Origin of the sequence: Nocardia fusca NBRC 14340 (genome assembly GCF_001618425.1) — a bacterium.
GTDB lineage: Bacteria > Actinomycetota > Actinomycetes > Mycobacteriales > Mycobacteriaceae > Nocardia > Nocardia fusca.
Window position 1 is genome coordinate 50,042 of the sequence record NZ_BDCU01000050.1, and the last position, 23,534, is coordinate 73,575.

At 66.7% G+C, this 23,534-nt stretch carries 29 protein-coding genes; 7 read left to right on the top strand and 22 right to left on the bottom strand.

The window, feature by feature from the left end; translation table 11 throughout:
• Positions 1 to 87: 87 nt before the first annotated feature.
• The 4 genes from NF4_RS29415 to NF4_RS29430 all read right to left on the bottom strand — a co-directional run bounded on the left by NF4_RS29415 (position 88) and on the right by NF4_RS29430 (position 3,672).
• Positions 88 to 282, bottom strand: coding sequence for a carboxylesterase family protein (locus tag NF4_RS29415; RefSeq protein ID WP_157120675.1), 195 nt, complete (start codon positions 280 to 282; stop codon positions 88 to 90).
• Positions 279 to 1,157 (bottom strand): VOC family protein, encoded by an 879-nt coding sequence (locus tag NF4_RS29420; RefSeq protein ID WP_157120667.1) that lies wholly within the window; start codon positions 1,155 to 1,157, stop codon positions 279 to 281. Before NF4_RS29420 ends, NF4_RS29415 begins: the two co-directional genes overlap by 4 nt.
• 342 nt (positions 1,158 to 1,499) lie before the next feature.
• A complete protein-coding gene (gene rox / locus NF4_RS29425) occupies positions 1,500 to 2,927 on the bottom strand; it encodes a rifampin monooxygenase (protein WP_063130643.1) in 1,428 nt (475 codons plus the stop codon).
• Between the two features lie 235 nt (positions 2,928 to 3,162).
• Positions 3,163 to 3,672 (bottom strand): anthrone oxygenase family protein, encoded by a 510-nt coding sequence (locus tag NF4_RS29430; RefSeq protein WP_063130644.1) that lies wholly within the window; start codon positions 3,670 to 3,672, stop codon positions 3,163 to 3,165.
• 203 nt (positions 3,673 to 3,875) lie between these two features.
• Between NF4_RS29430 and NF4_RS38865 the strand changes: the two genes are divergently transcribed.
• Both NF4_RS38865 and NF4_RS29440 read left to right on the top strand, forming a co-directional pair.
• Complete coding sequence (locus NF4_RS38865; RefSeq protein WP_063130645.1) at positions 3,876 to 4,199, top strand: hypothetical protein; 324 nt, start codon at positions 3,876 to 3,878, stop codon at positions 4,197 to 4,199.
• 65 nt (positions 4,200 to 4,264) lie between these two features.
• Positions 4,265 to 4,867: a hypothetical protein gene (locus NF4_RS29440; protein ID WP_063130646.1), complete on the top strand. Its 603-nt coding sequence runs from the start codon at positions 4,265 to 4,267 to the stop codon at positions 4,865 to 4,867.
• A 149-nt stretch (positions 4,868 to 5,016) separates the two neighbouring features.
• Here the strand turns inward: NF4_RS29440 and NF4_RS29445 are convergent, their stop codons facing one another.
• Positions 5,017 to 5,226, bottom strand: a complete 210-nt coding sequence (locus NF4_RS29445; RefSeq protein WP_063130647.1) for a DUF397 domain-containing protein — start codon at positions 5,224 to 5,226, stop codon at positions 5,017 to 5,019.
• A complete protein-coding gene (locus NF4_RS29450) occupies positions 5,223 to 6,116 on the bottom strand; it encodes a helix-turn-helix domain-containing protein (protein ID WP_063130648.1) in 894 nt (297 codons plus the stop codon). Before NF4_RS29450 ends, NF4_RS29445 begins: the two co-directional genes overlap by 4 nt.
• 290 nt (positions 6,117 to 6,406) lie before the next feature.
• Between NF4_RS29450 and NF4_RS29455 the strand changes: the two genes are divergently transcribed.
• Genes NF4_RS29455 through NF4_RS29460 form a run of 3 tightly spaced genes read left to right on the top strand, consistent with a single transcriptional unit; the run spans position 6,407 to position 6,963 of the window.
• The gene (locus tag NF4_RS29455; protein WP_063130649.1) at positions 6,407 to 6,595 is read left to right on the top strand and encodes a hypothetical protein; all 189 of its coding nucleotides are present in this window, start codon (positions 6,407 to 6,409) and stop codon (positions 6,593 to 6,595) included.
• Positions 6,596 to 6,622: 27 nt separating this feature from the next.
• Complete coding sequence (locus NF4_RS38190; protein WP_157120669.1) at positions 6,623 to 6,772, top strand: hypothetical protein; 150 nt, start codon at positions 6,623 to 6,625, stop codon at positions 6,770 to 6,772.
• Positions 6,769 to 6,963, top strand: coding sequence for a hypothetical protein (locus NF4_RS29460; protein WP_063130650.1), 195 nt, complete (start codon positions 6,769 to 6,771; stop codon positions 6,961 to 6,963). The genes NF4_RS38190 and NF4_RS29460 overlap by 4 nt, the downstream gene beginning before the upstream one ends.
• 82 nt (positions 6,964 to 7,045) lie before the next feature.
• Here NF4_RS29460 and NF4_RS29465 read toward each other — a convergent pair whose 3' ends face one another.
• The 12 genes from NF4_RS29465 to NF4_RS29520 form a co-directional block, all read right to left on the bottom strand.
• The gene (locus NF4_RS29465; RefSeq protein ID WP_063130651.1) at positions 7,046 to 7,807 is read right to left on the bottom strand and encodes an ESX secretion-associated protein EspG; all 762 of its coding nucleotides are present in this window, start codon (positions 7,805 to 7,807) and stop codon (positions 7,046 to 7,048) included.
• 84 nt (positions 7,808 to 7,891) lie between these two features.
• The gene (locus NF4_RS29470) at positions 7,892 to 9,064 is read right to left on the bottom strand and encodes a hypothetical protein (RefSeq protein WP_063130652.1); all 1,173 of its coding nucleotides are present in this window, start codon (positions 9,062 to 9,064) and stop codon (positions 7,892 to 7,894) included.
• 54 nt (positions 9,065 to 9,118) lie between these two features.
• Positions 9,119 to 9,613 (bottom strand): hypothetical protein, encoded by a 495-nt coding sequence (locus tag NF4_RS29475; protein WP_063130653.1) that lies wholly within the window; start codon positions 9,611 to 9,613, stop codon positions 9,119 to 9,121.
• Positions 9,614 to 9,660: 47 nt separating this feature from the next.
• Entirely contained in the window at positions 9,661 to 10,230 is a 570-nt protein-coding gene (locus tag NF4_RS29480) for a DUF3558 domain-containing protein (protein WP_063130746.1), read from the bottom strand.
• Positions 10,231 to 10,392: 162 nt separating this feature from the next.
• Positions 10,393 to 10,923: a DUF3558 family protein gene (locus NF4_RS29485; protein ID WP_084533603.1), complete on the bottom strand. Its 531-nt coding sequence runs from the start codon at positions 10,921 to 10,923 to the stop codon at positions 10,393 to 10,395.
• Positions 10,920 to 11,369, bottom strand: coding sequence for a hypothetical protein (locus NF4_RS29490; protein WP_063130655.1), 450 nt, complete (start codon positions 11,367 to 11,369; stop codon positions 10,920 to 10,922). Before NF4_RS29490 ends, NF4_RS29485 begins: the two co-directional genes overlap by 4 nt.
• A gap of 42 nt (positions 11,370 to 11,411) precedes the next feature.
• On the bottom strand, positions 11,412 to 12,653 hold the full coding sequence (locus tag NF4_RS29495; protein WP_063130656.1) for a hypothetical protein: 1,242 nt from the start codon (positions 12,651 to 12,653) through the stop codon (positions 11,412 to 11,414).
• A gap of 19 nt (positions 12,654 to 12,672) precedes the next feature.
• Complete coding sequence (locus NF4_RS29500; protein WP_063130657.1) at positions 12,673 to 13,446, bottom strand: DUF8017 domain-containing protein; 774 nt, start codon at positions 13,444 to 13,446, stop codon at positions 12,673 to 12,675.
• Positions 13,447 to 13,794: 348 nt separating this feature from the next.
• A complete protein-coding gene (locus NF4_RS29505; protein ID WP_269749666.1) occupies positions 13,795 to 14,853 on the bottom strand; it encodes a CaiB/BaiF CoA transferase family protein in 1,059 nt (352 codons plus the stop codon).
• 135 nt (positions 14,854 to 14,988) lie between these two features.
• Positions 14,989 to 15,945, bottom strand: coding sequence for an LLM class F420-dependent oxidoreductase (locus NF4_RS29510; protein WP_063130658.1), 957 nt, complete (start codon positions 15,943 to 15,945; stop codon positions 14,989 to 14,991).
• An 86-nt stretch (positions 15,946 to 16,031) separates the two neighbouring features.
• On the bottom strand, positions 16,032 to 16,439 hold the full coding sequence (locus tag NF4_RS29515; protein ID WP_063130659.1) for a cobalamin-dependent protein: 408 nt from the start codon (positions 16,437 to 16,439) through the stop codon (positions 16,032 to 16,034).
• Entirely contained in the window at positions 16,439 to 18,016 is a 1,578-nt protein-coding gene (locus NF4_RS29520) for a methylmalonyl-CoA mutase family protein (RefSeq protein ID WP_063130660.1), read from the bottom strand. Before NF4_RS29520 ends, NF4_RS29515 begins: the two co-directional genes overlap by 1 nt.
• Positions 18,017 to 18,091: 75 nt before the next feature.
• On the opposite strand from NF4_RS29520, the gene NF4_RS29525 reads away from it, so the two are divergent.
• Positions 18,092 to 18,922: an SDR family oxidoreductase gene (locus tag NF4_RS29525; RefSeq protein ID WP_063130661.1), complete on the top strand. Its 831-nt coding sequence runs from the start codon at positions 18,092 to 18,094 to the stop codon at positions 18,920 to 18,922.
• Between the two features lie 72 nt (positions 18,923 to 18,994).
• On the opposite strand, the gene NF4_RS29530 is transcribed toward NF4_RS29525, so the two are convergent.
• Together NF4_RS29530 and NF4_RS29535 are read right to left on the bottom strand one after the other, a co-directional pair.
• The gene (locus NF4_RS29530) at positions 18,995 to 19,198 is read right to left on the bottom strand and encodes a zinc-ribbon domain-containing protein (protein WP_063130662.1); all 204 of its coding nucleotides are present in this window, start codon (positions 19,196 to 19,198) and stop codon (positions 18,995 to 18,997) included.
• A gap of 279 nt (positions 19,199 to 19,477) precedes the next feature.
• Positions 19,478 to 20,314 (bottom strand): class I SAM-dependent methyltransferase, encoded by an 837-nt coding sequence (locus NF4_RS29535; protein WP_157120670.1) that lies wholly within the window; start codon positions 20,312 to 20,314, stop codon positions 19,478 to 19,480.
• A gap of 91 nt (positions 20,315 to 20,405) precedes the next feature.
• On the opposite strand from NF4_RS29535, the gene NF4_RS29540 reads away from it, so the two are divergent.
• Positions 20,406 to 20,984 carry a TetR/AcrR family transcriptional regulator gene (locus NF4_RS29540; protein ID WP_063130748.1) on the top strand — a complete coding sequence of 193 codons (579 nt, stop codon included), beginning with the start codon at positions 20,406 to 20,408 and terminating at the stop codon, positions 20,982 to 20,984.
• Between the two features lie 70 nt (positions 20,985 to 21,054).
• On the opposite strand, the gene NF4_RS29545 is transcribed toward NF4_RS29540, so the two are convergent.
• Positions 21,055 to 22,182, bottom strand: a complete 1,128-nt coding sequence (locus NF4_RS29545) for a cytochrome P450 (RefSeq protein ID WP_084533636.1) — start codon at positions 22,180 to 22,182, stop codon at positions 21,055 to 21,057.
• Between the two features lie 97 nt (positions 22,183 to 22,279).
• On the bottom strand, positions 22,280 to 23,533 hold the full coding sequence (locus NF4_RS29550; RefSeq protein ID WP_063130665.1) for a cytochrome P450: 1,254 nt from the start codon (positions 23,531 to 23,533) through the stop codon (positions 22,280 to 22,282).
• Between the last annotated feature and the right edge of the window lies 1 nt (position 23,534).

Sequence of the window (23,534 nt, forward strand, 5' to 3'; positions counted from 1 at the left end):
GTTCACGGTCGCCGGACCCGGCGAACCCTCCGGCTCAGAGTCCCGCCTCATTGCGCCCCTGCGTGGCAATCCCGTTACACACTGCGGCTACTTTTCGGCCGGCCGTGAGGGCAGCTGAGGCGCCGCCGGGCCGGGTCGCACGGCATCGAAAACCCCGGCCCGAGGCGATACGGCCGCCGGTGGCGCGAATCGGGCGGCGCGGGCATAGGGGATCCCGCGGAACGCGGTGACCGGGCCGGACCCGGTCCCCCGGACCTCGCCGCCGGTGGTGTCGACGATCATCGCCACGCGCTGAAGAACAGCCCGCAACCGCAGGCGTCGCGGCCGGAAACGAAGAATCCGCTGCCGGTGGTCCGCGTCTCGGTGCCCGCTTCCTCGACGAATGTGCGAGCCCGGCCGATATCGTCGACGACAACGGTCAGCGCCGCCAGATACGACGGCGCCGGCGCCGTCTCACCCGGCAGCACCTCCGGTGCGGCCGACGCGGACACGATCTCGAGGCGCGCGTTGCCGCGGGCCAGGACGGTCGCCGGGCCGGCGGTCTCCGGCGCGACGCCCAGAACGTGCTGATAGCGCCCTACGACGGCGTCGCGTTCGGCGTCGGCGGCGACGATCAGCATGGCACCCAACCCGAGGGCGCCGTTGGGATGGGTCAGGTAACGCGGTTGCAGCACGTACTCACGGGTGAGGTGCTGGGCGACCCCGATATAGCCCACGACCGTCGACCGCGGGTCCAGATGGACCGACCGGGCCCGCAGCACCGCCGGGCCGTCCTCGGTGTCGACCGGACGCTCGAGCTCCAGCACCCCGGAGGTACGCAGCCCGGCCGCCCCCAGTCGCGCGTCGGTGCCCTCCGCATCCGCGGTCTCGAAGCTGAGGATCCGCAGGCCTTCGTGCTGCTCCACCATCTGCTTGGTATGCCACGGGTCGGGGGCGGAGTCGTCCACGATGCCCAGCAGCTCGATATACGAATCACCGAACAACGCGCACATATTGGCCGTACACCCCGCCGTCAACGGCGCCCCCGGACGTTCGGACAACATATGCCGCGACCGCGGGCTCAGGGCGAACCCGAACGACCGATACGTCGCCTCCATGGCGTCCAAATCGCGATTGACGATTCCGACGTGGTGGAAACCGTTGATGTCGTGTCCCATGGCGACAAGCGTCTGTCGCCATCGGTAAACGGCCACGACCTTCGCGCGTGTACGCCGCAATCCGACACCGAACGGCCCCGCGGTGGCGGATTCGGACGCCGCCGCGGCAGAACGACGGTTCGGCATCCGGGCAATACGCCATTCGCGGCACAACACTGAAGCGGCAGGATCTCGCCGAGGAAGTCGTGCCGGTACTGCGCAAAGAACTGGAAGACCGACACGCCCACGAATCGGCCGGCGCCCACCCATCAGACCCGCGTCGCTCGCCCCCGTCGGCCCTTGCACAGCACGATCCACCCCGATCGGCAGGACCTCGCCCGGGAGAGGCGATCGCTTTCCCAGTTACGTTCCAGCCGCGCCGAACCAGCGCGGCAGGTGCTCTTGCAGATCCTGTTGCTCGTCGCCGACCCATGCCACGTGGCCGTCGGGGCGAAGGAGAACGGCAGGTGCGTCGAGTTCGTCACTGCTGTCGACGACGTGATCGATCCGATCCGCCCACCCGGCGACCGAGAGCCGCCCGGTCCGGTCGAGGAGCAGGCCGCGACCGGCGTGCATCAACTCGTAGAGGCGGCCGCGCCCCAATCGCATGTCACGCAGGCGCCGGCCGAGCAGCTCGTGCCCCTCGCCGAAGTCGTAGCGGATGCCGATCGCGACGATCTTCTCGATCAGGTAGCGGTTCACCTCTTCGAAGTCCATCAATTCCGCCAGCAGCCGGCGCACCGCCTGCGGGCCGGGTTCGGTGGACATCAGCTCCGCCTGCGCGCGGGTGTTGTCGAGCACGTCGGCCGCCACCGGCCGTCGTTCGTTCTCATAGCTGTCCAGCAATCCCGTCGGCGCCCAGCCGTTGATTTCGGCGGCCAGTTTCCAGCCGAGGTTGAACGCGTCCTGGATGCCGAGGTTGAGCCCCTGGCCGCCCATCGGTGGATGGACGTGCGCCGCGTCGCCGGCCAGCAGCACCCGCCCGACTCGATACCGCTCGGCCAACCGGGTGGCATCGCCGAAACGCGACAGCCACCGCGGCGAATGGACGCCGAAGTCGGTGCCGGCGAACTTTCGCAGCTGCTGCGCGAACTCCTCGAGGGTCGGTGCGACCGAACGGTCCTCGACAACCTCGGCCGCGGGAACGACGACGCGATACACCCCGTCGCCGAGCGGCCCCAAGCCGAATCTCAGTTGGGTCTTACGGATCTCGGCGACGGTGGCGGTGATCGCGGCCGGATCCTCGGTCGCCGCCATTTCGCCCAGCAGCGTGTCGTTCCGGGACGGGTCGCCAGGGAAATCGACACCGAGCAGCTTACGGATGGTGCTGCGGCCACCGTCGCAGCCCACGAGATAACGCGCGCGCAACCGCGTACCGTCGGCCAGTTCGACATCCACCCCCTGCTCGTCCTGACTCAACCCGGTCACCTCGCTGCCGCGCCGGATCTCCGCGCCGAGCTCGGCGGCGCGCTCGGCCAGCAGGGGGTCGGTGACAGTCTGCGGGATACCGAGAACGTAGGCGTGCGCGCTGTCCAGACCTTCGGGCGAGGGTTTGGCGATCCCGGCGAAGAACCCCCCGAGCGGATGCTTGCGGCCACGCGCGAGGAACCGCTCCAGCAGACCCCGCTGATCCATCACCTCGATACTGCGCACATGCAGACCCAGCGAGCGGACGAAAGCGGGCGGCTGCACCTCCTTTTCCAGTACGAGCACGCGCACACCATGCAGCCGCAATTCACCGGCCAGCATCGAACCGGTCGGACCGCCACCGGCAATGATCACATCGAACACGATCCACCCCCTTTATCTCGACTTCCGCCAGACACTCACACGGTCCACGCGCACCGCATGAGCCCCGCATTTCCACAGGTCCTGGCCTTCGGCCGAGTATTCTTCGCCATGACCCCGGCCTTGCGGCAAGTCCCACTGTGCGAAATACGTTGAAGGGGGCGGGGACTTCTGGGGTGCGGGGCGGCTCATGATTAGGTCTGCAGTGGGTACTGGAGCCCCTGATGACGCAGGCCGCTCAGCTCGCGGCCTGGGTCCTCCCCCACAACACCAGCGCCCAGCCCAGGCAGGCGAACGCCGCCGTGCTCGTTACTGTGCGCACGATGTTCCAGGCCGCCCACCGCGCCTCGGCGAACGCTTCCCGCACCGCCACCGGATCGGCCAGGTCGGCTGGGGCGCCCGCGGCCTTCAACGCGTCGTTGAGCGGCAGATGGACGGTAAAGGTGATCACCACCGCCACCAGGTAGAGCACTGCCGCAGCCGCCGCCCAGAGCAGCACCGACCGGCTGTTGCCTCCGAGATTCAGCAGCGCCGCCGCGACCGACAGGACCAGTGCACCCAGGAAGGTCGCCAGAAATAGTGGATTGATGATCGCGCGGTCGATCGCCTGATAGGCGCCGATGAAGGTGCGGTCGTCGGTGGTCCGCAGGCCGGGCATGATCGCCACCGCGTAGATGCCGAACACCCCCGCCATCAGCCCGGTGGCCACGGTGGCCGCGATCAGTACCACGGTCCGGAGTCCGTCCATCTCTATTCACCTCGTTGGAGTAGTCCCGATTCCCCGTTCGAGGCGCGTGTGTGCGGCCCGGAACACGGCAACGGTACCGGCGGCCATCCGGACCCACCAGCGCTGGAGAAAGGGCTTTCCACATGGATTCGCCATCGAGCAGGCCGGGCCGCTGGTCGCCGCAGTGACCCCGACGAGGGGTGCGCACGCCATACAATTCGGGCATGTCCTCGGCCCGGATCAAGAAGCCCGACCTCCCCGAGTACATGACCTGGGAGGAACTGGAGCGACTGCCCGAAGAGTTGGCAGAAATGTCTCAGTCCGCTGAGCAGAGTCCCGCCCGCAGACAAGCGGTGAAGGCGTCCCACTCCCCGGACCGAGAACGGGGCCCGGCCGGCGGGGTCCTCGGAATGCACACGTCCGCCAGACCACCGCACAGGTGGGCCACCGAGGAGGATTATCGGACCGCGGTCGGGGGAGAGGCCGACGACATTGGTGCGGCGCACGACAACCAGGACGACAGCTGGAAGCAGGACGGAGTCAAGTAATGAATCGCTGGCGGCGGATGCAGGATCGTTCCCGAGGACTCCGATCATCCACGGCGAGTGCGCTGTTGGTTTTCGGAGTCGTGACGGGATGTGGTGTCGAGAAGGCCGGCCAGGCCGGAGCAGAACCGCTCTTCGGTGGGCTGACCGATTCCTGCTCTCAGGTTGCCGAGCCGTCGCTCGGTGCCATCCGCGCCTACACCGGCGTACTGTTCAGCGACGCAGTCGGGTTCGAAGATGAAAGCGCGGGACTGTCCAGGCCGGACATGCCTGTCAAAGTGTGCACCGCCGAGTATCAGCGGAGCGACCCCTGGTCGGCCGGAGAGCCTCTGCAACGCACCATCACCCTGTCGTTCTCGCTGGGATTGGGCGATGATGCGGTCGCGGCAACGAAACGGCATTTCGATCGTGCACTCGACGCTACGACAGGCAGCGAGACAACCGGGCTCGGGGACGAATCCTTCGAATCCTGGGGCGCTCCCGACGACACCGCCTCGAGCGCCTTTCGGAAGAGCAACGTCTTCGTCAGCGCGGCCGTCTTCGGCTCGAACATGTCGGAACGGGAAGGCATCAGCGGACCTCGGGCGGGGCGTGCCGAGTTGGAGCCCGGCGCTCGCGCCATCGCGGAGGCGCTGGCGGCGGACCTCGGTGCCGTACTCACCTCGAACTGAAATCAGTTACTTCGGGACGAACGGGCCCCGCTGCTCGGCGCCGACACCGCCGCGGTACTGGCCGACCTCGGTGCCGCCATGATGCGGAACCGACCGCACTCCAGCCGGGCGGCGAGGATGCGGTCGGTTTTGTCCGGGTATATACCTATTCAGTCCGCTGAGCCGAGTGCGCCCGTGCGCAGGCCGGCGGTGAAGGTGTCCCATTCCCCCGGACCGAAAACGAGGGCTGGGCCAGTGGGGTTCTTGGAATCCCGCACACCCACCATCCCGAGCTGCAAGTGGGCCACCTCGACACACTCCTTGCCGCTGGCACTACGGCTGCTCTTGAACCAGGCTGCGTCGGATAGGTCAATGCTCATGCCCGATACTCCCTCGCCGTCGCCTCGATGAGGCGCTGTGTGTCCAGTTCGTCCAATGCTACTTGCAGAATGGAACTACGAGCTGCCTGGTACCGGGCGATCTCACTCTGCTTGTCCAGGTACAACGCCCCACTGAAGCCCTCCACATAGACCACAGGCGGCTCGGTCAGCACCGGATTCAGATGGTCAGGGAATTCCAGGTATATGAAGTCCTTCGCCGTCAACCCGAGATGGTCCGGGGTAAGAAAGGGTACGACTCGCAGCGAAACATTCGGCATTGCGCAAATCTCGACCAGATGATCCAACTGGTCCGCCATGGTCTCGACACCACCCGTCGGATGCCGAAGCACGAACTCGCTGAGTGCGGCGCACAAGGTGAAACCCGACGTGTCCTGCAGCCGCTCTTGACGTCGTTGCAGCAGCATGATCTCACGGTCGAGATCTACCGGCTGCCCGAGTGACTTCGCGACTTCCCACAGCGCACGGCGGTAGCCTGCAGTTTGAAGCAGCCCCGGCAAAGTTGCCGTCTGCCATGTGAAGGCCTCACACGCAGCCTGTTCGAGCCCGAAATACATTTCGACCTCCGGCACCATCGCATCGGCGTACGACTGCCACCACCCGTCCTTGCGGGATTCATCAACCAGCCACAGCAGTTCGCGGCGGTCTTCGGCACTCGCTTGGTACGTATCACACAGCGCGTTGACCACCATCTTCTTGGTCTCGCTGTTGCGCCCGGATTCCAAGCGCCACAGGGTTTGCGCGCCCATCTCGCACCGGCGGGCCGCGTTCGCGCGGCTCAGCCCCGCCTCCTCACGCAGTTCCCGCAGGCGGCGGCCCAGGACCCGGCGCGGCAGGGTCGGTGGGTTCGTGGCGTTCGATTCGATCGACACAGGTCTCTCCCCTTCGTTAGCGTTACTCGCGGTTATTCCAACTCAAATGGAACAGTCGAACTGTTCGGAATTACCAATCCACCCGGAGCAATTCCGTTGTGCGACTGAATCTTACGTTTCGATTCACAATCGGGAAAGGGGATGGTTGACTGGGTACGCGGCCGCAGACATGGAAATTCCGTGGCGGGATTATCCATATCGCCCGCACCGGCTCGACAGAACCGGAGACACCGCGCAGTGTCCACCGGGCCGGCGCGAACCAGACCATCCCCGACGTTGCGAGGTAAACCATGCTGTTCGGACTACCGGTGACCGATCACCGGCCCGTACCGGTGATGACCATCGACTACGCACACCAGGTAATGCAGGCCCACATCGACTGCCCATCGACGGCGTGTCCGCTCAAAAGGCAGGCCCGGGCGCGCCTGATCGAGGCCCGCAAAATGGTTCCCGGCAATCAGGAATTCTCGGGTTACTGATCCGTCGACACGAAGGAAACCGCGCTCGTGAAAGAAGAACTGCCGCGCCGTATTCCCGGTGCGAATTCCATACCGGTAGGCGGAAAATGGAATCTCCCGACTGATATCGCCACCCTGGTCCGCGTATCGCACGCGCTGCGCCGGTGGCCGCCGCAGGAGACCGGGAAGGAACGATGAACGGATCTCTGGAGCGCGACGATCACCCGGCACCGTTCGATACGGTCGCCGCCCACGCCGGGAGCCTCGGTTACCGGCTCGTCCGCGAACCGGGCACACCGGCCGGCTGGGCTCTGCTGGACGCCGTGGACGGCGAACGTCTCTTTGCAGCAGCCACTCTCACCGATATCGCGCGGTATCTCGATGAATAGCGGTGAGTCGGCGGCCTCCCGCTCGGGCACCCGCACCGGTTCGCCGGTGCTGCCGCGAGCGTCCGGGCCACCGGGGACCGTGCTACCAGGTATCCGGTTCGTCCTCGCGCAGCCGGCGCAGTGCGCGGTCGATCCAGTCAGCGAACCCGGCCGCGAGATCGGCGGCACCGGCCGGCCGCACCGTAATGTGTTCGCGCGTCCGTTTCTCCAGGTAGCGGCCGTCGCCGGTGATGTCGCACCACTGGGTTCGGTACCAGGGCTCGGGGCGATCCAGAATCGACCCGACCCGCAGACCCGCGATACCGCCGCCATCCGCGGGCCGCTGCACGAGGCGCCGGTACTGTTCGCCGGGACCACGCCGCAGGGATCGCTGCTGGTCGCGGCCGGGCGCGAGATCGTCGATATGGAACGTACCCGCCGGTTCCCGGCCGGGATCGCATGGTGGCACGAGGCCGGCGAGACGTTTCGGCAGCTGCTCGGCGGCGAACAGCTGGGCATGGATCGAACCGTCGACACCGTCGATCACCGACTGCGCCAGCACCACCCCGTAGTGGGTGTTGCGCGCGCCGACCACCCGATACTCACGCACCCGGCCCTTGGTGGTCGCGGTCGAGGCACCCAGGATCTCGATCCGCAGGTCACCGTCGGACACGGTGTGCAGGGCCCGCCGGATCAGTTCGCGCTCGTCCCGGTCGTATCGCGCGCGCACCGCCGCCGCGTGGGCCTCGAACGGGTTGCGGGTCTTGTAGCGGCTCAAATAGTGCAGCGGGCGGGGGAACCGATCGATCCCGTCGCGATACCAGAGCGCGGCGAAATCGTCCGGCTCCCAGATCCATGTGCTCATTGTCGGTGGTGGTTCCTCGAGTATGTGACGGCTGCCGGTACCCCGGCACCGCTGGCCGGTGCCCGGTGGCGGGCGGACGATCGATCAGTCGCGTTCCGCCGGTCGCGCGGCCGGTACGTCGGCGCCCAGCACCCCACCGGGAATGGTCGGCGGCAACTCACCGAGCAGTTCGTCGGTGTTCTCGGCGTTGACGAGATAGTCCGGGGTCTCGTGCTTGTCGTCGTCGGCTCCCTGCTGGCCACGACCGGCCCCCGGCGCCATCATCCCCGGCATACCGCTGCGCGCGGCGCCGGAACTGGTGGTGCCGGTGGAGGCCACTGCGGGAGTTCCGGTGGTGTTCGGGGTGCCGGGGACACTGCGGCCGGGGTCGCCGGTGGTCACCGGACTGCCACTCGGGAAGCCGGGTGTACCCGGTCCGGGAGTGGCCGAGGTGGTACTCGGCACGGTGGTCGTGCTGGGTGTGGTGGATATCGGATTCTCGGTGGTGGACGGTGTCGTCGCCGCGGGCGTCGTCCCTGGCTGGTCGGTGCCCTGGTCCTCTGGCTGTTCGGTTCCCGGATCGTCGCCGGGCTGTTCCGTGCCGGGTTCCTCCCCGGTGGGGTTCTCCCCCTGTGGTCCGCCGGTATCCGTGCCATTGGGATTGCCGCCCTGGTCGGTGGACATACCACCCGGGCCGGGCTGGTCGCCGGTGCCGGTGGGCAGATCGGTGTGCAGGGGCTGGGTCGGATTCACCGGGACGGGCAGTACCGGAATTTTCGTATCGGCCGCGACAAAGCCGGTCACATAGTTGTCGCCCATCACCTGCCGCGCCACTTCCTCGGCGTCGCTGCGGTCGGTGTCCTCGTAGAACGGAACCCACGACCACCCGCTCGGATTGAACCACGACTTCTCCGCCGGAACATCGGGCAGGTTGTTCTGGGTGCGCATGATCGATACCACCGAGTCGTATACCTGAACAGCCAGCGCGTTCAATGCGGGAACCAGGTCTTCGGCCCGGGTGGCGTAATTGCTGATCGCCTGTCGCGACTGTTCCGCCGCCGGCCCCTCCCAGGCCGCCGCGCTGGACCGGCGGATCCGGGCGGCGAACACCTGTACCCCGCTCTCCCACTGAGCGGCGATCTGCCCGTATTGCTCGGACGCCGTCATCCCGTGATCACCCGGTGCCAACGGTTTGAACGCCCCGTTGATCTCCGAGTGAGAGAACCCGTTGGGTTCCTCCGGATCGCCGATTTTCGGATTCTCGTTCTGAAAGGTCATCAGGCCCCCTGTATCGAACTCACTGACGCACCGCGCGGCCGCACCACGGGGCTCCTACTGGCCCGGGGTTACCGGGAAGGCCGGCGGCATCGCCAAAGGCGCAACCGGCGGTGCCCCGGCCATCAGCTCGTTGTACCGACCAGCGAAAGCCTCATCGGTCTCCATGTACCGCTGCGCGATCACCCGGTGCAACTCCTGTATATCTTCGACTATCCGGTAATGCTGCTCGAGAATCGCAAAGACATCATTGGAATCCTCGGATTCTTTGGCTTTGGAACGGAAGCGACTGACCATGACCCCCGCTGAAGGAAGATCTGGATTATTCTCTCCGAGATCCCACTTCTCCCGATCCGCAATATCTTCCGCCATTCGCTGCAATTCCTGGATAAGAAGTTTGAATCCTTCACAATCGCGTTCCATGTAGACGAACTCTTCGGCGCTCACCCGGACGGAATCAGGCGCTCCTGCACCGAGGTTCACCGATAACCTGCCCTCCCGCGCCTCGGTCAGTAGACCCTCGAGCGGCCGCGGCGGCGTGTTCTCACTCATTGCCGAACTCCCTTTTGCCAATCAGGATCTGTGGTTGAAGCGTCCGATCATGCGTCCGGGATCAAAGGCACAACTTTATCTGCCAAACGAAGTGCAAGTTCGCAAGAATCGAGATGTCCGGTCTTGTCGCGTGAAGGTGGGTTGCTCATCGAAAGCTCAAGGCTTCCGCCCTCCATCTCCACATAGAACAAGCAGCGCCCGCGGGGATCAGACTGATCGACGCCATGTACCCCTATCGCGGGGCGACCGTCAACGGTGTACTCCCCACGGAGCACGAAGTCCTTATTGCCACGCACCGTATCCACGGTGAGGTTGGTTGTGGTGATGCCCACCGCGTAACTGTCCGGCGCTGCATAACTGCACCCCCGCCATTTGATCCCCCGCGACCCGTCGACATTCGCATCTGTCACCCCCCGCCGTAGGTCCTCCGACGCCAGCACTTCCTGCGGAATATCGGTACACGGATCGAACGACGACGGAGCCTCCGCCGCGATCGGCAACCCGGTCGTCGTGGTCACCGGAGACGCCGTCCCCTCGGTCTCGGAACCACATCCCGCGACCAGTAGCGCCACCCCCACCCCACACAGAATCCCTCGGACCGACCGATCAGCGGCCATCACAAACCTCCCGACACCGGCATTCCATATCGAACCGGGAACCGGCCGGCCCCCCGCGTCCAGCCGACCCTACCCACCCCGTAACCCCCACTCAACCCGCGACCGGCGTCGCACCTACCGGAACGATCCGATGCTGAGCAGGACAAGCGGACCTGCATATCGTCATGCGGGCAGGTAGGGGCTGACCTCCCCGGCCACTCGTTTTCCCTCTGCACAGATATCGCCACCTGCCGCGCCTCCGCCCGGGCCGACCGGCAGACGCGTCCAGATGAGTGCCATTCCCTGCCGGAGTTCCACACCGAAGTAGCAGCGCTCCTTCCGCTCCGGGTCGAGTGCGTCGCCGAATTCGAGTGCCGAGCGGTCGGCGACAGTCGCGGGCCCGGCCACCTGGTAATCCCGGTAGCGCGGGTCCTGCTGGAACTCGTCCAGCGAAGTCGGTCCGAAGTACACTGCCGCGTCGTACCACCCGGCGGTGGACTTCCAGATACAGCCTTCCCAGCCGGAGAATTCGGTCCCGAAAGGCTCTGTCATCAACGGTTGCGGCGCGATTCCCGCTTCGGTCAGGCCTGCCGCGGGGATATCGCAGGGGTGGGCGACCGGCGGCGTGTCGGCCGTGCCATCAGTGTTCCCACAGGAGGTACCCGTCACTGCGAGAACTCCCGCGAGTAATGCCGTCACCAGTGTTCTTCTCATTGCAGCCAAGTCCTCTGTCCCGGGTATTCGTCGAAATCGTCGGGCCAATCACTCGGCCCTACTACGTTGTCGTCACGGCGTGACGTCGGCGGCGGCACCGGGGTCTCCGGTGCGGAAGCCGGCGCATCCCAGGTCCATATGTAAGAAGGCGAATTCTTCAGTTCCGCCACTTCCGGCGGTACCGGTCGCGCGAACTGTTCGATATCCTGCCAGCGGCATTCGCCTGCCTCGACGCGCGCACTGTAGTGCCGCAGCTCCGGCGAGGCATTCGGCACCGCCGCCACCGACGCCATGAGCTCCTCGGTGACCGGAACCGGGTCGCTCCACAGGTCCTCGAGGACGGTGCGCTCTACTCGCAGGCTCGCCGTCTCCAGACGCTCCGCCGCGGCGAGAACGCGACGGGCCATGGACTCCACACCGGGATCCAGATTCGGATCATCGAACATCGATACCGCCTGGTTCAGCCGCCGAACTCCACCGAAATGCTGTCATACCGCGTCCTCCCACGGCGCGCGTCCGGAGCCCACCTCATAGGCTTCCTTCGGCCGGTTCAGGGTGTCCTCGGCTTGGGCCACCTTGGCGACATCGTTCACCAGAGCCGCCCGGCGGGCGGCATCGTCGACACGGCTGGTGATCGGCTCGAGCTTCTGGGTGACCCAGTCCTTACCTTTACCGACCGGGTTACCGATCCACTCCAGGAATTCCTTGGTGCGATTTCGCACATCTTCGATCTCGTTGATGATCGTGTTGACGAGATCGACTATGTTCCAGATCTTCCGGGCCATATCGACGATCTCGATCGCCGTCCCGATTCCGGGGATCTTCTTGACCAGGGCCTTGAAGATCTGCTTGGTGCTGCGGAAGTCCACGAAGGATGTCACGAAATCGCGGAGTTTCTCGCAGGCCCGGCGCACGCCGTCGCGAATCTTGTCGGCGACGATGTTGAGCATGTCGGAGATGACCCGCCCGACGGGGCCCTCCCACTTCATGGCGGCGACCTGGCTTCCCGCCCATGTCTCGAAGGCTATGGCCGCTCTGCCGTCCCAGTGCGGACCGACCCGACGCACCGCGTCTTCGAGATTCGCGCCGGAACTCTCCATCGCATTACCGGCGACCTTGTAGGTCTCACCGATCCGGCGCAATTCGTTCCAGTTCGCGGTGATCCGGGAGAGGACCATCTCCAGGATGTTCACCTCACTGCCCGCCATCCTGGTGACGTTCTTGACCGCCTCGTTGACATCGCCGACGACACCGGTGGTCTCCGCGATCAGATCCGCGAGTTCCGGCGGCGCGGCCGACGGCGGGTCCAGCTTGATCTCATTGGGTTTCGGATACGCGACCGGGTCCGGATAGTCCATGACCAGGCCGGTGTTCTCCCGATCGGCGTCGACGGCCACTCCCTGCCCGGTGATCAGGTTCGTGGTGGCCGCATTGAGTGCCTCGTAAGTCTTCTTGTCCTGGTCGTGATACATCCACGCGGTGCGGTTCAGCTCGTCGCCGCTGTTCGCGGTGGTGTTGCCGATACCGGCCATTCGGGTTTTGAAAACCCCCGCCGCGTGCGTGAACGGCGTAGTCAGCGGCTCGAGTATCGCCCCGCCGAGCCCCTCGGGGCTGACCACGCAGTGTGCGCCGACGAAATCGGCGATGGCCAACGCATCGGCGCCGATGACATCCAGCGCGTTTCCCAGCCCCGCGATCTGCGCGGACTCGGCTACCAGTGTTTCCGCCACCTGTCCGACCTTCCTTCCGTCATCGGTTCGTAGTGTGCAGAGAAGTCAGAATCGATTCGGCATCGTGCTCGCTCAGCGCGCCGGGCAGACCGGTGTGACGCTGCAGGAACAGCACCATCACCTCGGCAGAGGCGTACGCGGAAGTGGCCACGACATCGAACTGCGCGGTGCTCGGGTCGCACGACGACTCTCGAGCGATCCCGGTGACGACCGCCGTGTATCGGATGGCCGGTCGCCCGGCGACTTCGGCTTGGACCGGGCCTCGGATCTCCACGTCGGGGCGAGCGCCCGCGGCGTCGGAGAAGATCGCGCCGGCTCGGTCGGCCGCTGCGCGCGCCGCGGTGTCGATATCGGTGCCGTTGCGGCCCTGCACCCCGACTCTCGCCAGGGCCGACCCTTCGGTCTCCGGACAATAGCCATATCCGTAGTCGCTCACGGCACCGTAGGACGCGATCGTCCGACCGCCCTCGGACCAGCTGACGGTCCGGCCGTTGGACGGGCGCCAGCCGTTCGCCGCGGGTACGGAATAGCCGAGCCCGTACCTCGTCGGCACAGTCGTGGGCTGCCCCTCGGCCGCCTCGGGTAGTGGCGGTGGAAAGGCCATTGAGGGAAATCCGGGTGGTAGTGGCGGATCCGTCGGTGACTCCACCGGCGCCGGGGGCCGCCACGATGGAGCAGCCTGCTCCACTTCGGGCACCTTGTCGGCGTAGGGGTTGCCGACCCACGCGATAACCAGCATCACCGCTGCGGCGACACCCATCCAGCCGACGACCTTGGCCAGCGGTCCGATCACACCCGATCGGGCAAAGGCAACAAGAAAACTACGCAAGCCGGGTCCTACCCCGAACCATCCGGGCTGCAGACAGCCCTACGTCGGCTTTTCATACCCACTCCTCGCACAGGTCGACCAGCGATTCAGTAGATCAGACGCTGTCGGGGTCGGATCGGTTCCCGTTCACTGGGTTGCCCGAGGAATTCCTCTGTCGCGGCACTGCCGCTGACGATCGGTCAGCGCGAGCCCGAGTGCGATCTCCGTCGTGTTCACCGGGATGAGGCGGTGGGCGGTCGTCGAGAGCAAGGGGGCACCCCGGATGGGCGAGCCGACGAGCCGGTAATCAGCCAGAGCAGCGCGGATGTTCTGCTACGCCGCTGTTCCGTCGCCGACGGTCCCGCCGTGTTCGCCGAGCCGGGGTGGCGGCCGGTAGTCCGGAGTCCAGCCGGCGACGTGTATCGACGAGCCGACGAGCCGGTGTTCCCCGGCCCGCACGACCATTTCCGGTGTCGCCTCCAGTGCTTCCGGCAGCGTGCGCACCGCGGCGGCGGGGACGCCGAGCGGCCGCAACCGCGCCTCCCAGGAGGCCGCGGTATCGGTGGCCAGAACAGCGGTCACCATGCCGAGAACGGATTCCCGGCTGCTCACCCGTTCGGCCATCGTCTCGAACCCGGCCAGCCCGGCCTCACCCGCGAAGAGCTTCCAGAACCCGTCGTGGGTGATGAACAGGGCGAGGTAACCCTGCGCGGTCGGGAAGAGCTGAGCCGGAACGTAATACGAGTGGGCGCCGTAGGGCCGGCGCTGGGGTTCGGTGCCGTTGTCGAGGTAGGCGGCCGCGTGATAGTTCAGCTGGGACAGCATCACATCGCGCAGCGACACATCGATCTGCCCACCCCGCCCCGAAACGATCTGGGCGAGCAACCCCAGCGCGGCGGTCAGACCGGTGGAGTTGTCGGCGGAGGAATACCCGGGCAGCGTGGGCGGCCCGGCGGGATCGCCGGTGAGGGCGGCGACACCGGTGGACGCCTGCACGACGTAGTCGAAGGCGGGGTCGTCACCGTTGTTCAGGCCGAAGCCGGTGAGCGCGACGCAGACGATCCGGTCGTTGTATCGGCGCAGCGCCTCGTAGGTGAGCCCGAGTTTGCGGATGGCCGAGGGTTTCAGGTTCACCAGCAGGGCGTGGGCGTCCGCGGCCAGTTCACCGAGGCGGCGCTGACCGGATTCGGCGGTCAGGTCCAGGCAGATACTACGTTTGCCGCGGTTGAGGCTGGCGAAATAGGAATCACCGACCTTGCGCGAGATATCACCGCCCGGCGGTTCCAATTTCACCACGTCCGCGCCCAGGTCGGCCAGCATCATGGTGGCATATGGACCGGCCAGCATGGTCCCGACCTCCAGCACCCGGATACCGTCCAGCGGCCCGCCGATCACAGCAGCTCCTTGGGAGCGAATTGATGCGGTCTGCTGAGGCCGCAGCGTTGGCGGAGGTATCGCATCACGGCAGCTCCTTCGGAGCGGGTTCATGCGATCCGCGGAGGCCGCAGCGAAGGCGAAGGTATCGCATCATCGCAGGTCCTTCGCGATTTCCGCGATCATCTTCCGGGTGCGGCGTTTGGAGGCGATCAGTTCGTCGCGGGTGTCACCGATGGGCAGCAGGCGGACGGACAGGTCGGTGGCGCCGGCTTCGGCGTAACGGCGTAGTCCGGCGGCGATGGCGTCTTCGTCGCCGGCGAGGCAGATATCGCCGATATCGCGGGCGTCGCCCTGTTCCAGTAGGCGCTGGTAGTTCGGGGAGACCTCGGCCTCGCCCAGGATGCGGTTGGCGCGTTCGCGGGCGGTGGCGATATCACCGGACGCGCACAGGCAGATGGGCAGGCCGGCAACTATTCTCGGGGCGCCGCGACCGGCATCGGCGGCGGCTTTGGTGATGCGGGGGGCGATATGGTCGGCGATGGCCCGTTCGTCGGCCATCCACAGGATGGTGCCGTCGGTGTGCTCGCCGGCGATGCGCAGCATGACCGGGCCCAGCGCCGCGACCAGGACCGGTAGGGGGGCGACCGGGCCGAGGTCGAGTGGGTTGCGCACGGTGAAGCTCCCGTTGGACACCTCGATCATGCCGGGACCGTTCAGGGCGGGGTTCAGGACCTCGAGGTAGTCACGGGTGTAGGCGGCCGGTTTCTCGTACGGCAGGCCGAGCATGTCCTGCACGATCCAGTGGTGCGACGGTCCCACCCCGAGGGCGAGCCGGCCGCCGGCCACCGCGTGCGCGGACAGCGCCTGCCGGGCCAGGGCGACGGGGTGCTGGGCCTGTAGCGGGACCACCGCGGTGCCGAGCTCGATCCGTTCGGTCACCGCACCGAGCAGCGCCACGGTGACCAGTGCGTCGAAATCCGTGGGGATCTGGGGAATCCAGGCGGTGTCCATACCCGCCGCCTCGGCCCATTGGATGTCGTCGATCATCCGGGCGGCCTTGCGCGCGGTGTCGCCGCGCTCGGGTCCGATCATCACGCCGATCCGCACGATTCCTCCACTCTCATGATTCGGGTGGAGCCGCCGCCCACCGTCACGGCGGCGGCTCCGGGCCCGGACGACGCGGCGTCCGGGGGTCAGGACGTGGGCGGCGCCGGTGTTCCGGTGAGCGCCCGCATCTCGGTGACCAGTACGTCCAGCGGGGTACCGGTCGGGAAGACGGCGGCGGCGCCGGCGGCCCGCAGTTTCTCGATATCGCTCTGCGGGATGGTGCCGCCGACCACCACCGCGATATCGGCGGCGTCGGCCGCGCGCAACGCGTCGACGACGCGCTGGGTCAGGGCGACGTGCGCGCCGGACAGGATGCTCAGGCCCACCACGGCCACGTCCTCCTGGACGGCGATGGACACGATGTCCTCGATGCGCTGCCGGATCCCGGTGTAGACCACCTCGAATCCGGCGTCGCGCAGGGTGCGGGCGACGATCTTGGCGCCGCGATCGTGGCCGTCGAGACCGGGTTTGGCGACCAGTACCCGCGCGGTCATCAGAACACCACCGGCTGCTGGAATTCGCCCCAGACCGATTTCAGGGCGGCGGTCATCTCGCCCACCGTGCAGTAGGCGTTCGCGCAGTCGATCAAGCGGTGCATGAGGTTGTCGTCTCCTTCGGCGCCGCGCGACAGCGCAGCCAGGGTCTCGCGGACGGCGGCGGTGTCGCGTTCGGCCTTCACCTTGGCCAGCCGTTTCAACTGGGTTTCGCGGCCGTCGGAATCCAGTTCGTAGGTGGAGATCTCGGGGGCCGGCTCGTCGGAGACGAATTTGTTCACCCCGACCACCGGTTTCGCACCGGATTCGATGTCCTGGTGCAGTTTGTAGGCTTCGTCGGCGATCAGGCCCTGGAGGTAACCGTCCTCGATCGCCCGGACCATGCCGCCCTGGTTCTCCAGGTCGGTCATGATCTCCTGGATGGCCGCCTCGGTCTTGTCGGTCAGCGCTTCCACGAAATAGGAGCCGCCCAGCGGGTCGGCCACCCGGGTCACCCCGGTCTCGTAGGCGAGGATCTGCTGGGTGCGCAGCGCCATGGTCGCCGATTCCTCGCTGGGCAGCGCGAACGGCTCGTCCCAGGCGGCGGTGAACATCGACTGCACGCCGCCGAGTACCGCCGCCATCGCCTCGTAGGCGACGCGGACCAGGTTGTTCTGCGCCTGCGGGGCGTAGAGGGAGGCGCCGCCGGCCACACAGCCGAAACGGAACATCGACGCTTTGTCCGTGGTGGCGCCGTAGCGTTCGCGCACGATGGTCGCCCAGCGGCGGCGCCCGGCCCGGTACTTGGCGATCTCCTCGAAGAAATCACCGTGGGTGTAGAAGAAGAACGAGATCTGCGGGGCGAACTTCTCGATACTCATCCGGCCGCGTTCGACGACGGTATCGCAGTAGGTGACACCGTCGGCGAGGGTGAACGCCATCTCCTGCACCGCGGTCGCGCCGGCATCGCGGAAATGCGCGCCGGCCACCGAGATCGCATTGAAACGCGGGACCTCGGCGGCGCAGAACTCGATGGTGTCGGCGATGAGCCGCAGCGAGGGTTGCGGGGGCCAGATCCAGGTACCGCGCGAGGCGTATTCCTTCAGGATGTCGTTCTGGATGGTGCCGGTGAGCTTGTCCCGGGGGACGCCTTTCTTCTCCGCCGCGGCGACGTAGAAGGCGAGCAGGATCGCGGCCGTGCCGTTGATGGTGAAGCTGGTGCTGATCTTGTCCAGCGGGATGCCGTCGAACAGGATCTCGGCGTCGGCGAGGGTATCCACCGCGACACCGACCCGGCCGACCTCCTCCCCCACCTCGGGATCGTCGGAGTCGTAACCGCATTGGGTCGGCAGGTCCAGCGCGACCGACAGACCGGTACCGCCCTGGTCCAGCAGATAGCGATAGCGCCGGTTGGACTCTTCGGCCGTGCCGAATCCCGAGTACTGCCGGAAGGTCCACAGCCGTCCCCGGTATCCGGTGGCGTAGTTGCCCCGGGTGAACGGAAACGCGCCGGGCGCGGGCGGTTCGGTACGCCGATCGGCCGGTCCGTAGACCGGATCGAGCGGGATACCCGAGGAGGTATGGACTGCGTCGTTCATCGTTGAATACGATACTTGCATAAAATGAGAATGCCAATACCGCTTCGCGCGAACGCGTAATCGATCAGGAGTGACATGCCGACCGAACAGCAGATCTTCACCGACCGGACTGTGGTGATATCGGGCGCCAGCCGCGGCATCGGCCTCGCCGTAGCCCTGTCGGCCGCCCGCCGCGGCGCGAACGTGGTCCTGTTGGCCAAAACCGCCGAGCCGCATCCGAAGCTGCCGGGCACCGTGCACACCGCGGTCGCGGAGGTCGAGGCGGCCGGCGGAAAAGCGGCCGCGGTGGTCGGCGATGTGCGCGTGGAAGCCGATGTCCAGCGGGTCGTCGATACCGCGCTGGAACGGTTCGGCCGCATCGACTACTGCGTCAACAACGCCGGCGCCATCGCCACCGAACCCACCGAGCAGCTCTCGGCCAAGAAGTTCGACCTGATGCAGCAGATCAACCTGCGCGGCACCTTCCTACTGACCCGCGCCTGCCTGCCTCATCTGCGCCAGGCACCGAACCCGCACATCCTGACCATCGCGCCGCCGCTGAACACCAGCCCACGCTGGCTCGGCGCCCACCCCTCCTACACCCTCTCGAAATACGGTATGACCCTGCTGACCCTCGGCTGGGCGGCGGAGTACGCCGACGCCGGGATCGCGGCGAACTGCCTGTGGCCGCAGACCTATATCGCGACCTCGGCAGTGGCGAATCTGCCCGACGGTTCGGACCTGCTGGAGCGGTCGCGGGATCCGCGGATCATGGGTGACGCCGCCGCGGAAATCCTGTCCCGCGAAGCGCGGTACAACACCGGCAACTGCTATATCGACGCCGCCACCCTCATCGAATCCGGCCGGACCGACCTGTCGGAATACGGCGGCGGCACGAACCCGATCCCGGATATGTTCCTCGACTGAACCGGGCCGGGTGACGGCCGGCCGGGGTTCGTCGGACGGCGTCGCGCCGGCGAACGAGGCGGGCGCCTCGGCTCAGAGTTCGACCGTCGCGCCGCAGATACCGCACACCTCGAGTGAGCGGCGCTTCCAGCGCGCGACGGGAACGAAGAACACCGTGAACTGCTTGAACTCTCGTACCCGCTGCCACTGCGTCGTGTTGTGACAGCGTGGGCACGTCCGGGTTCCGCCGGGACCGAGGTTCCGCCGCTTGGTGCCGAAACCGAAGATGAAGAACATCAGCCCAGCGTAGAGCGCAGTTCGGCGATACCGGAGGGCGCGCCGCCCGCCCGGCATGTCCTTCGGAGACCGGCACCGGCTGGAGAACCACCGCCGGACCGGGCAACGCTGCCACCTCCGTCGCCGGATCCCGCGTCGCGGACATCGGGCCGGTCCGCGACCCTCCCGCCCTACGGGTGGCTGTCGCGTCCGGGTGGCCGGACGAGCGCGCGTTTCCCCGCCCGTTCGGCATCTGGTCCTATCGCTCGGCGAACCGGACGAACCGGACGGGCGGTGCGTTCACGCCGGTCGCGTGGCCACCACAGCGAAGTTCAGCGGTATCCGTGGCGCTTCCGGCGGAAGCGTCCACCCCTGCGGGCACGGCACGAGGTCGGGGAAGGCGGGCCAATCCATGGTGGGCAGCTCCTCGACGGCCTCGATCCGCAGACCCGCCCGCAGCAGCGCGCCGACCACCTCGCCCAGGCCGTGCCGCCACTCCGACACGGTGTCGTGGGTGATCTGCCCGGCCGAATCCTCGGTATAGCTGCCCGATTCGATATAGGTCCGGTGACCACCGCCACCCAGGTAATCGTCGTTGATCTCCCAGGGCTCGAATTCCATGGACCCGAGGATCGGATGATCGTCGCGGATCAGGAATACTCCACCGGGTTCGAGGAGGTCGTGGATCGATCGCGCCCAGTCCTCCAGTTCCGGTAGCCACACGATGGTTCCGGCACTGGTGACGACGAGGTCGAACCGCCGGTCCAGCACGGCCGAGGCGAATCGTGCGTCGCCTTCCACAAAGGCGATCTCGTGGCCGGCGGCCCGCGCGATCCGCGCGGCGTGGCTCAACGAGTTGGGCGAGAAATCGAGCCCGTGCACCTCGACCGCGCCCAGGCGGGCCCAGGAGAGCGTGTCGATGCCGATATGGCACTGCAGATGCAACAACGACCTGTCCCGCACCCCGGATTCCGGCAGGTGCGTGGCCAGCACCGCCAGATCGTTGCGCACCACCGGGGAGATTCGGCCGGTGTCGGCCACGAAGGCATCCACGCCGTACATCGGCGAACGCCGGTGGACCTCGGCGCGGTCGTCCCAGTTCGCCCTATTGGCGGCGATCGCCGCGGCCTCGTCCATCATCGGTCCTTTCCACAGGGTCGGCCTCACGAGTGACCGTTTTCTATCACAGCTGTGATACAAACCTGAACCGATTTTCTAGACTGTGGCGGTGCCGGTCCGAGTAGATGCCGAGGCGCGCCGCCGCCATATCGTCGACGCCGCGCTGCGCCTGATCGTGCGCGGCGGTATCGCCGCCGCGACTTTCCGGAAGGTCGCGGCGGAGGCCGACCTGAACATCGGATCGGTACGCCATTACTTCACCGACCACGAATCGCTGGTCGTCGCCGTGGCGACCGAGGTCGGTGACCGGATGGGGCAGCGCCTCACCCGCCATCCCGCGCCCGGGAACGGGGACCGCGAGGCGGCCCGCCGGCATCTGCTCGCCGTGCTCGCGGAACTGGTGCCGCTGGACGAGGAACGCCATCGCGAAGCGGTCGTCCTGCTGGAGGTCATCGCCGCTTCCCGGCTCGACCCGGCGTTCGGTCCTGTGGTCCGGCAGATGGCCGCGGATCTGCGGCAGGTACTCACCGACGCGGTGGCCGCGACGGGCACCGCCGACCCGGCTGCCGCCGCCGCGCACCTGGCCGCATTGGTCTCCGGCCTATCGCTGGACGCGGTGACGCCGCACGGGGCCGTCGACCGCGCGACGCTTCTCACCGTGCTGGAACGCCACGTGGCGACCCTCTGAACGACCTGGCGACCGAGCATCCGCGGGAATCACGCCATCGACGATTGGTTCGACCACGCCGCCCTGCCCGTCAGAACGTGGCGGGCATACTCTCCCAGCCGCGCACCGTGGAGGTCGGCGACAGTTTGGCGTCGGACGCGTCGGCCTCCCATTCCGGGAACCGTTTCAGGATCTCCTCGAGCGCGATCCGGCCCTCCAGCCGCGCCAGCGCCGAACCCATGCAGAAATGGGTGCCCACGCTGAAGGCCAGGTGCGGCTTGCTCTCCCGGTGGATATCGAACACGTCGCCGTCCGGGGCGAATTGCCGGTGGTCGCGGTTGGCGGCGCCGATGAGCATCATCACGGCGCTGCCCTCGGGCACCGTCGTGCCGTGGAATTCGATATCGCGGGTCACGTAGCGTGCCACGTGCGGCGCGGGTGGTTCGTAGCGCAGCAGTTCCTCGATGGCGGCGGGAATGAGGGACGGATTCTCGACGAGTGCACGGCGCTGGTCGGGATGTTCGGAGAGGACCTTGCCCGCCCAGCCGATCAACCGGGTCGTGGTCTCGTTACCGGCCCCGGAAACCACATTGATATAGGTGAGCATCTCGGCGCGGGTCAGGTGGCGCAGGGTGCCGGTCTCGTCTTCGAATTCGACGTTGAGCAGTTCGGAGATGATGTCGTCGGAGGGGTTCTCGGCCCGCCAGTCGACGTATTTCTCGAAGAGCTCACCGCTGGCCAGGCTCTCCGCCGAGACCTGCATCGGCTTGCCCTCTTCGGTGCGCATCTGATCGTTGGCGAAATCCCGGACCGCTTCCTGCTCCTCCTCGGGGATGCCGAGCAGCATGCCGATGGTCCGCATGGGCATCTGCGCGCCCAGATCGGCGATGAAATCGATGCGGCCGGTGCCGACGAGCGGATCGAGGCTGCGCCGGCAGAACTCGCGCACCTTCTCCTCCAGCGCGGAGACCTTGCGCGGGGTGAACATCCGTGACAGCAACTTGCGGTGCATGGTGTGGACGGGCGGATCCTCGAAGATCAGCACACCCGGCGGGATCTCGATATTCGCCTTGATGAGTTCGATGATCGCGCCGCGCGCCGAACTGAAGGTGTCCTTGTCGATCAGCGCGGCGTTCACATCGGCGAACCGGCTCAGCGCGTAGAAATCGTGGGTTTCGTTGTAGTAGAGCGGTCTCTCGTCGCGGAGCCGTTTGAACATGGGATACGGGTCGGCGTTCAGCTCGACATCGTAGGGGTCGTAGTAGACGTCGCTGGTCGTCACAGGTCGTCTCCTCTCCGGGAGTTGTCCGGCGTGGTCACCACGCGACGGGTAGGCGGTACACGCCGAAGGCGAGCTTGTCGTGTTTGAATTCGACGTCTTCCACCGGAATGGCCAGGCGCATGGTGGGAATCCGCCGCAGCAGGGTTTTGAAGACGATCTGCAGTTCCACCCGGGCCAGCTGCTGACCGACGCACTGGTGTGGTCCGAAACCGAAACCGACGTGCAGGCGGGCCGGGCGGGTCAGATCGAGTTTGTCCGGCTCCGGGAACTGGGCGGGATCCCAGTTGGCCGGGGCGAGGTCGATGATCACGCCCTCGCCTGCCTTGATCGTCTGTCCGCCGATCGCGATATCGTCGAGCGCGACCCGGCGCTGACCGTTCTGGATGATGCTCAGATAGCGCAGCAGCTCCTCGACGGCGTTCGCGACGACCTTGGGGTCGTCGGTATCGCGGAGCAGGGCGAGCTGGCCGGGATTCTCCAGCAGGGCGAGGGTGCCGAGCGCGATCATGTTCGCGCTGGTCTCGTGCCCGGCGATGAGCACCCCGGTGCCGATCTGGGCGGCTTCCTTCATGGAGATCTCGCCCGCGGTGACGCGTTCGGCGAGTTCGGTGACCATATCCTCGGCCGGGTTCTCCATCTTGGCCTTGATCAGATCGATCAGGTACCGGGCCAGGCCCACCCGGCCCTTGGCCGACTCCTCCTTGGTGGCATAGCGGGACACACCGGTCGTCGCGTGCTGCTGGAAGAACTCGTGATCTTCGTAGGGCACGCCCAGCATTTCGCTGATCACCAGCGACGGCACCGGCAGCGCCAGCACTTCGACCAGGTCGGCGGGCTGCGGGCCGGCCAGGATGGCGTCGATATGGTCATCGGTGATCTGCTGGATGGCCGGGCGCAGGGCATCGACGCGTTTGACGGTGAACGGTTTGGTCATCATCCGGCGGAATCGGCTGTGTTCTTCGCCGTCGGTGTTGAACACCGATTTCGCCCGGTGGTTGACCAGGTCGAGCATGCCCTCGTTCCAGTGCGGGAAACCCGGCTGGGAATCGTCGACGCTGATCCGCGGGTCGGACATGAGCGATTTGAGTTCGGCGTAACCGGTGACCAGCCACGGGGTACTGCCGTCCCAGATACGGACGCGGCTCAGCGGACGTTCGGCGATCAGGCCGAGCACCTCGGGTGGCGGCGCGAACGGGCAGCCGGGCGCCCGGTCCTGTGGATAGGCCAGGATCTCGGCGGGGTCCGGTGCGGCCTGGGTGGGTGTCTCGGCTCCGGAAGAATTCGACACT

Bases quoted from the DNA above. Each gene is read 5' to 3' on its own strand.
- NF4_RS29470 (WP_063130652.1), bottom strand. From the start codon at position 9,064: ATGACCTTTCAGAACGAGAATCCGAAAATCGGCGATCCGGAGGAACCC.
- NF4_RS38865 (WP_063130645.1), top strand. From the start codon at position 3,876: ATGTCCTCGGCCCGGATCAAGAAGCCCGACCTCCCCGAGTACATGACC.
- NF4_RS29490 (WP_063130655.1), bottom strand. From the start codon at position 11,369: ATGTTCGATGATCCGAATCTGGATCCCGGTGTGGAGTCCATGGCCCGT.
- NF4_RS29455 (WP_063130649.1), top strand. From the start codon at position 6,407: ATGCTGTTCGGACTACCGGTGACCGATCACCGGCCCGTACCGGTGATG.
- NF4_RS29445 (WP_063130647.1), bottom strand. From the start codon at position 5,226: ATGAGCATTGACCTATCCGACGCAGCCTGGTTCAAGAGCAGCCGTAGT.
- NF4_RS29430 (WP_063130644.1), bottom strand. From the start codon at position 3,672: ATGGACGGACTCCGGACCGTGGTACTGATCGCGGCCACCGTGGCCACC.
- NF4_RS29485 (WP_084533603.1), bottom strand. From the start codon at position 10,923: ATGAGAAGAACACTGGTGACGGCATTACTCGCGGGAGTTCTCGCAGTG.
- NF4_RS29420 (WP_157120667.1), bottom strand. From the start codon at position 1,157: ATGGGACACGACATCAACGGTTTCCACCACGTCGGAATCGTCAATCGC.
- NF4_RS29415 (WP_157120675.1), bottom strand. From the start codon at position 282: ATGATCGTCGACACCACCGGCGGCGAGGTCCGGGGGACCGGGTCCGGC.
- NF4_RS29545 (WP_084533636.1), bottom strand. From the start codon at position 22,182: ATGTTCAAACGGCTCCGCGACGAGAGACCGCTCTACTACAACGAAACC.
- NF4_RS29535 (WP_157120670.1), bottom strand. From the start codon at position 20,314: ATGGACGAGGCCGCGGCGATCGCCGCCAATAGGGCGAACTGGGACGAC.
- NF4_RS29530 (WP_063130662.1), bottom strand. From the start codon at position 19,198: ATGTTCTTCATCTTCGGTTTCGGCACCAAGCGGCGGAACCTCGGTCCC.
- NF4_RS29460 (WP_063130650.1), top strand. From the start codon at position 6,769: ATGAACGGATCTCTGGAGCGCGACGATCACCCGGCACCGTTCGATACG.
- NF4_RS29475 (WP_063130653.1), bottom strand. From the start codon at position 9,613: ATGAGTGAGAACACGCCGCCGCGGCCGCTCGAGGGTCTACTGACCGAG.
- NF4_RS29480 (WP_063130746.1), bottom strand. From the start codon at position 10,230: ATGGCCGCTGATCGGTCGGTCCGAGGGATTCTGTGTGGGGTGGGGGTG.
- NF4_RS29520 (WP_063130660.1), bottom strand. From the start codon at position 18,016: ATGAACGACGCAGTCCATACCTCCTCGGGTATCCCGCTCGATCCGGTC.
- NF4_RS29465 (WP_063130651.1), bottom strand. From the start codon at position 7,807: ATGAGCACATGGATCTGGGAGCCGGACGATTTCGCCGCGCTCTGGTAT.
- NF4_RS29525 (WP_063130661.1), top strand. From the start codon at position 18,092: ATGCCGACCGAACAGCAGATCTTCACCGACCGGACTGTGGTGATATCG.
- NF4_RS29515 (WP_063130659.1), bottom strand. From the start codon at position 16,439: ATGACCGCGCGGGTACTGGTCGCCAAACCCGGTCTCGACGGCCACGAT.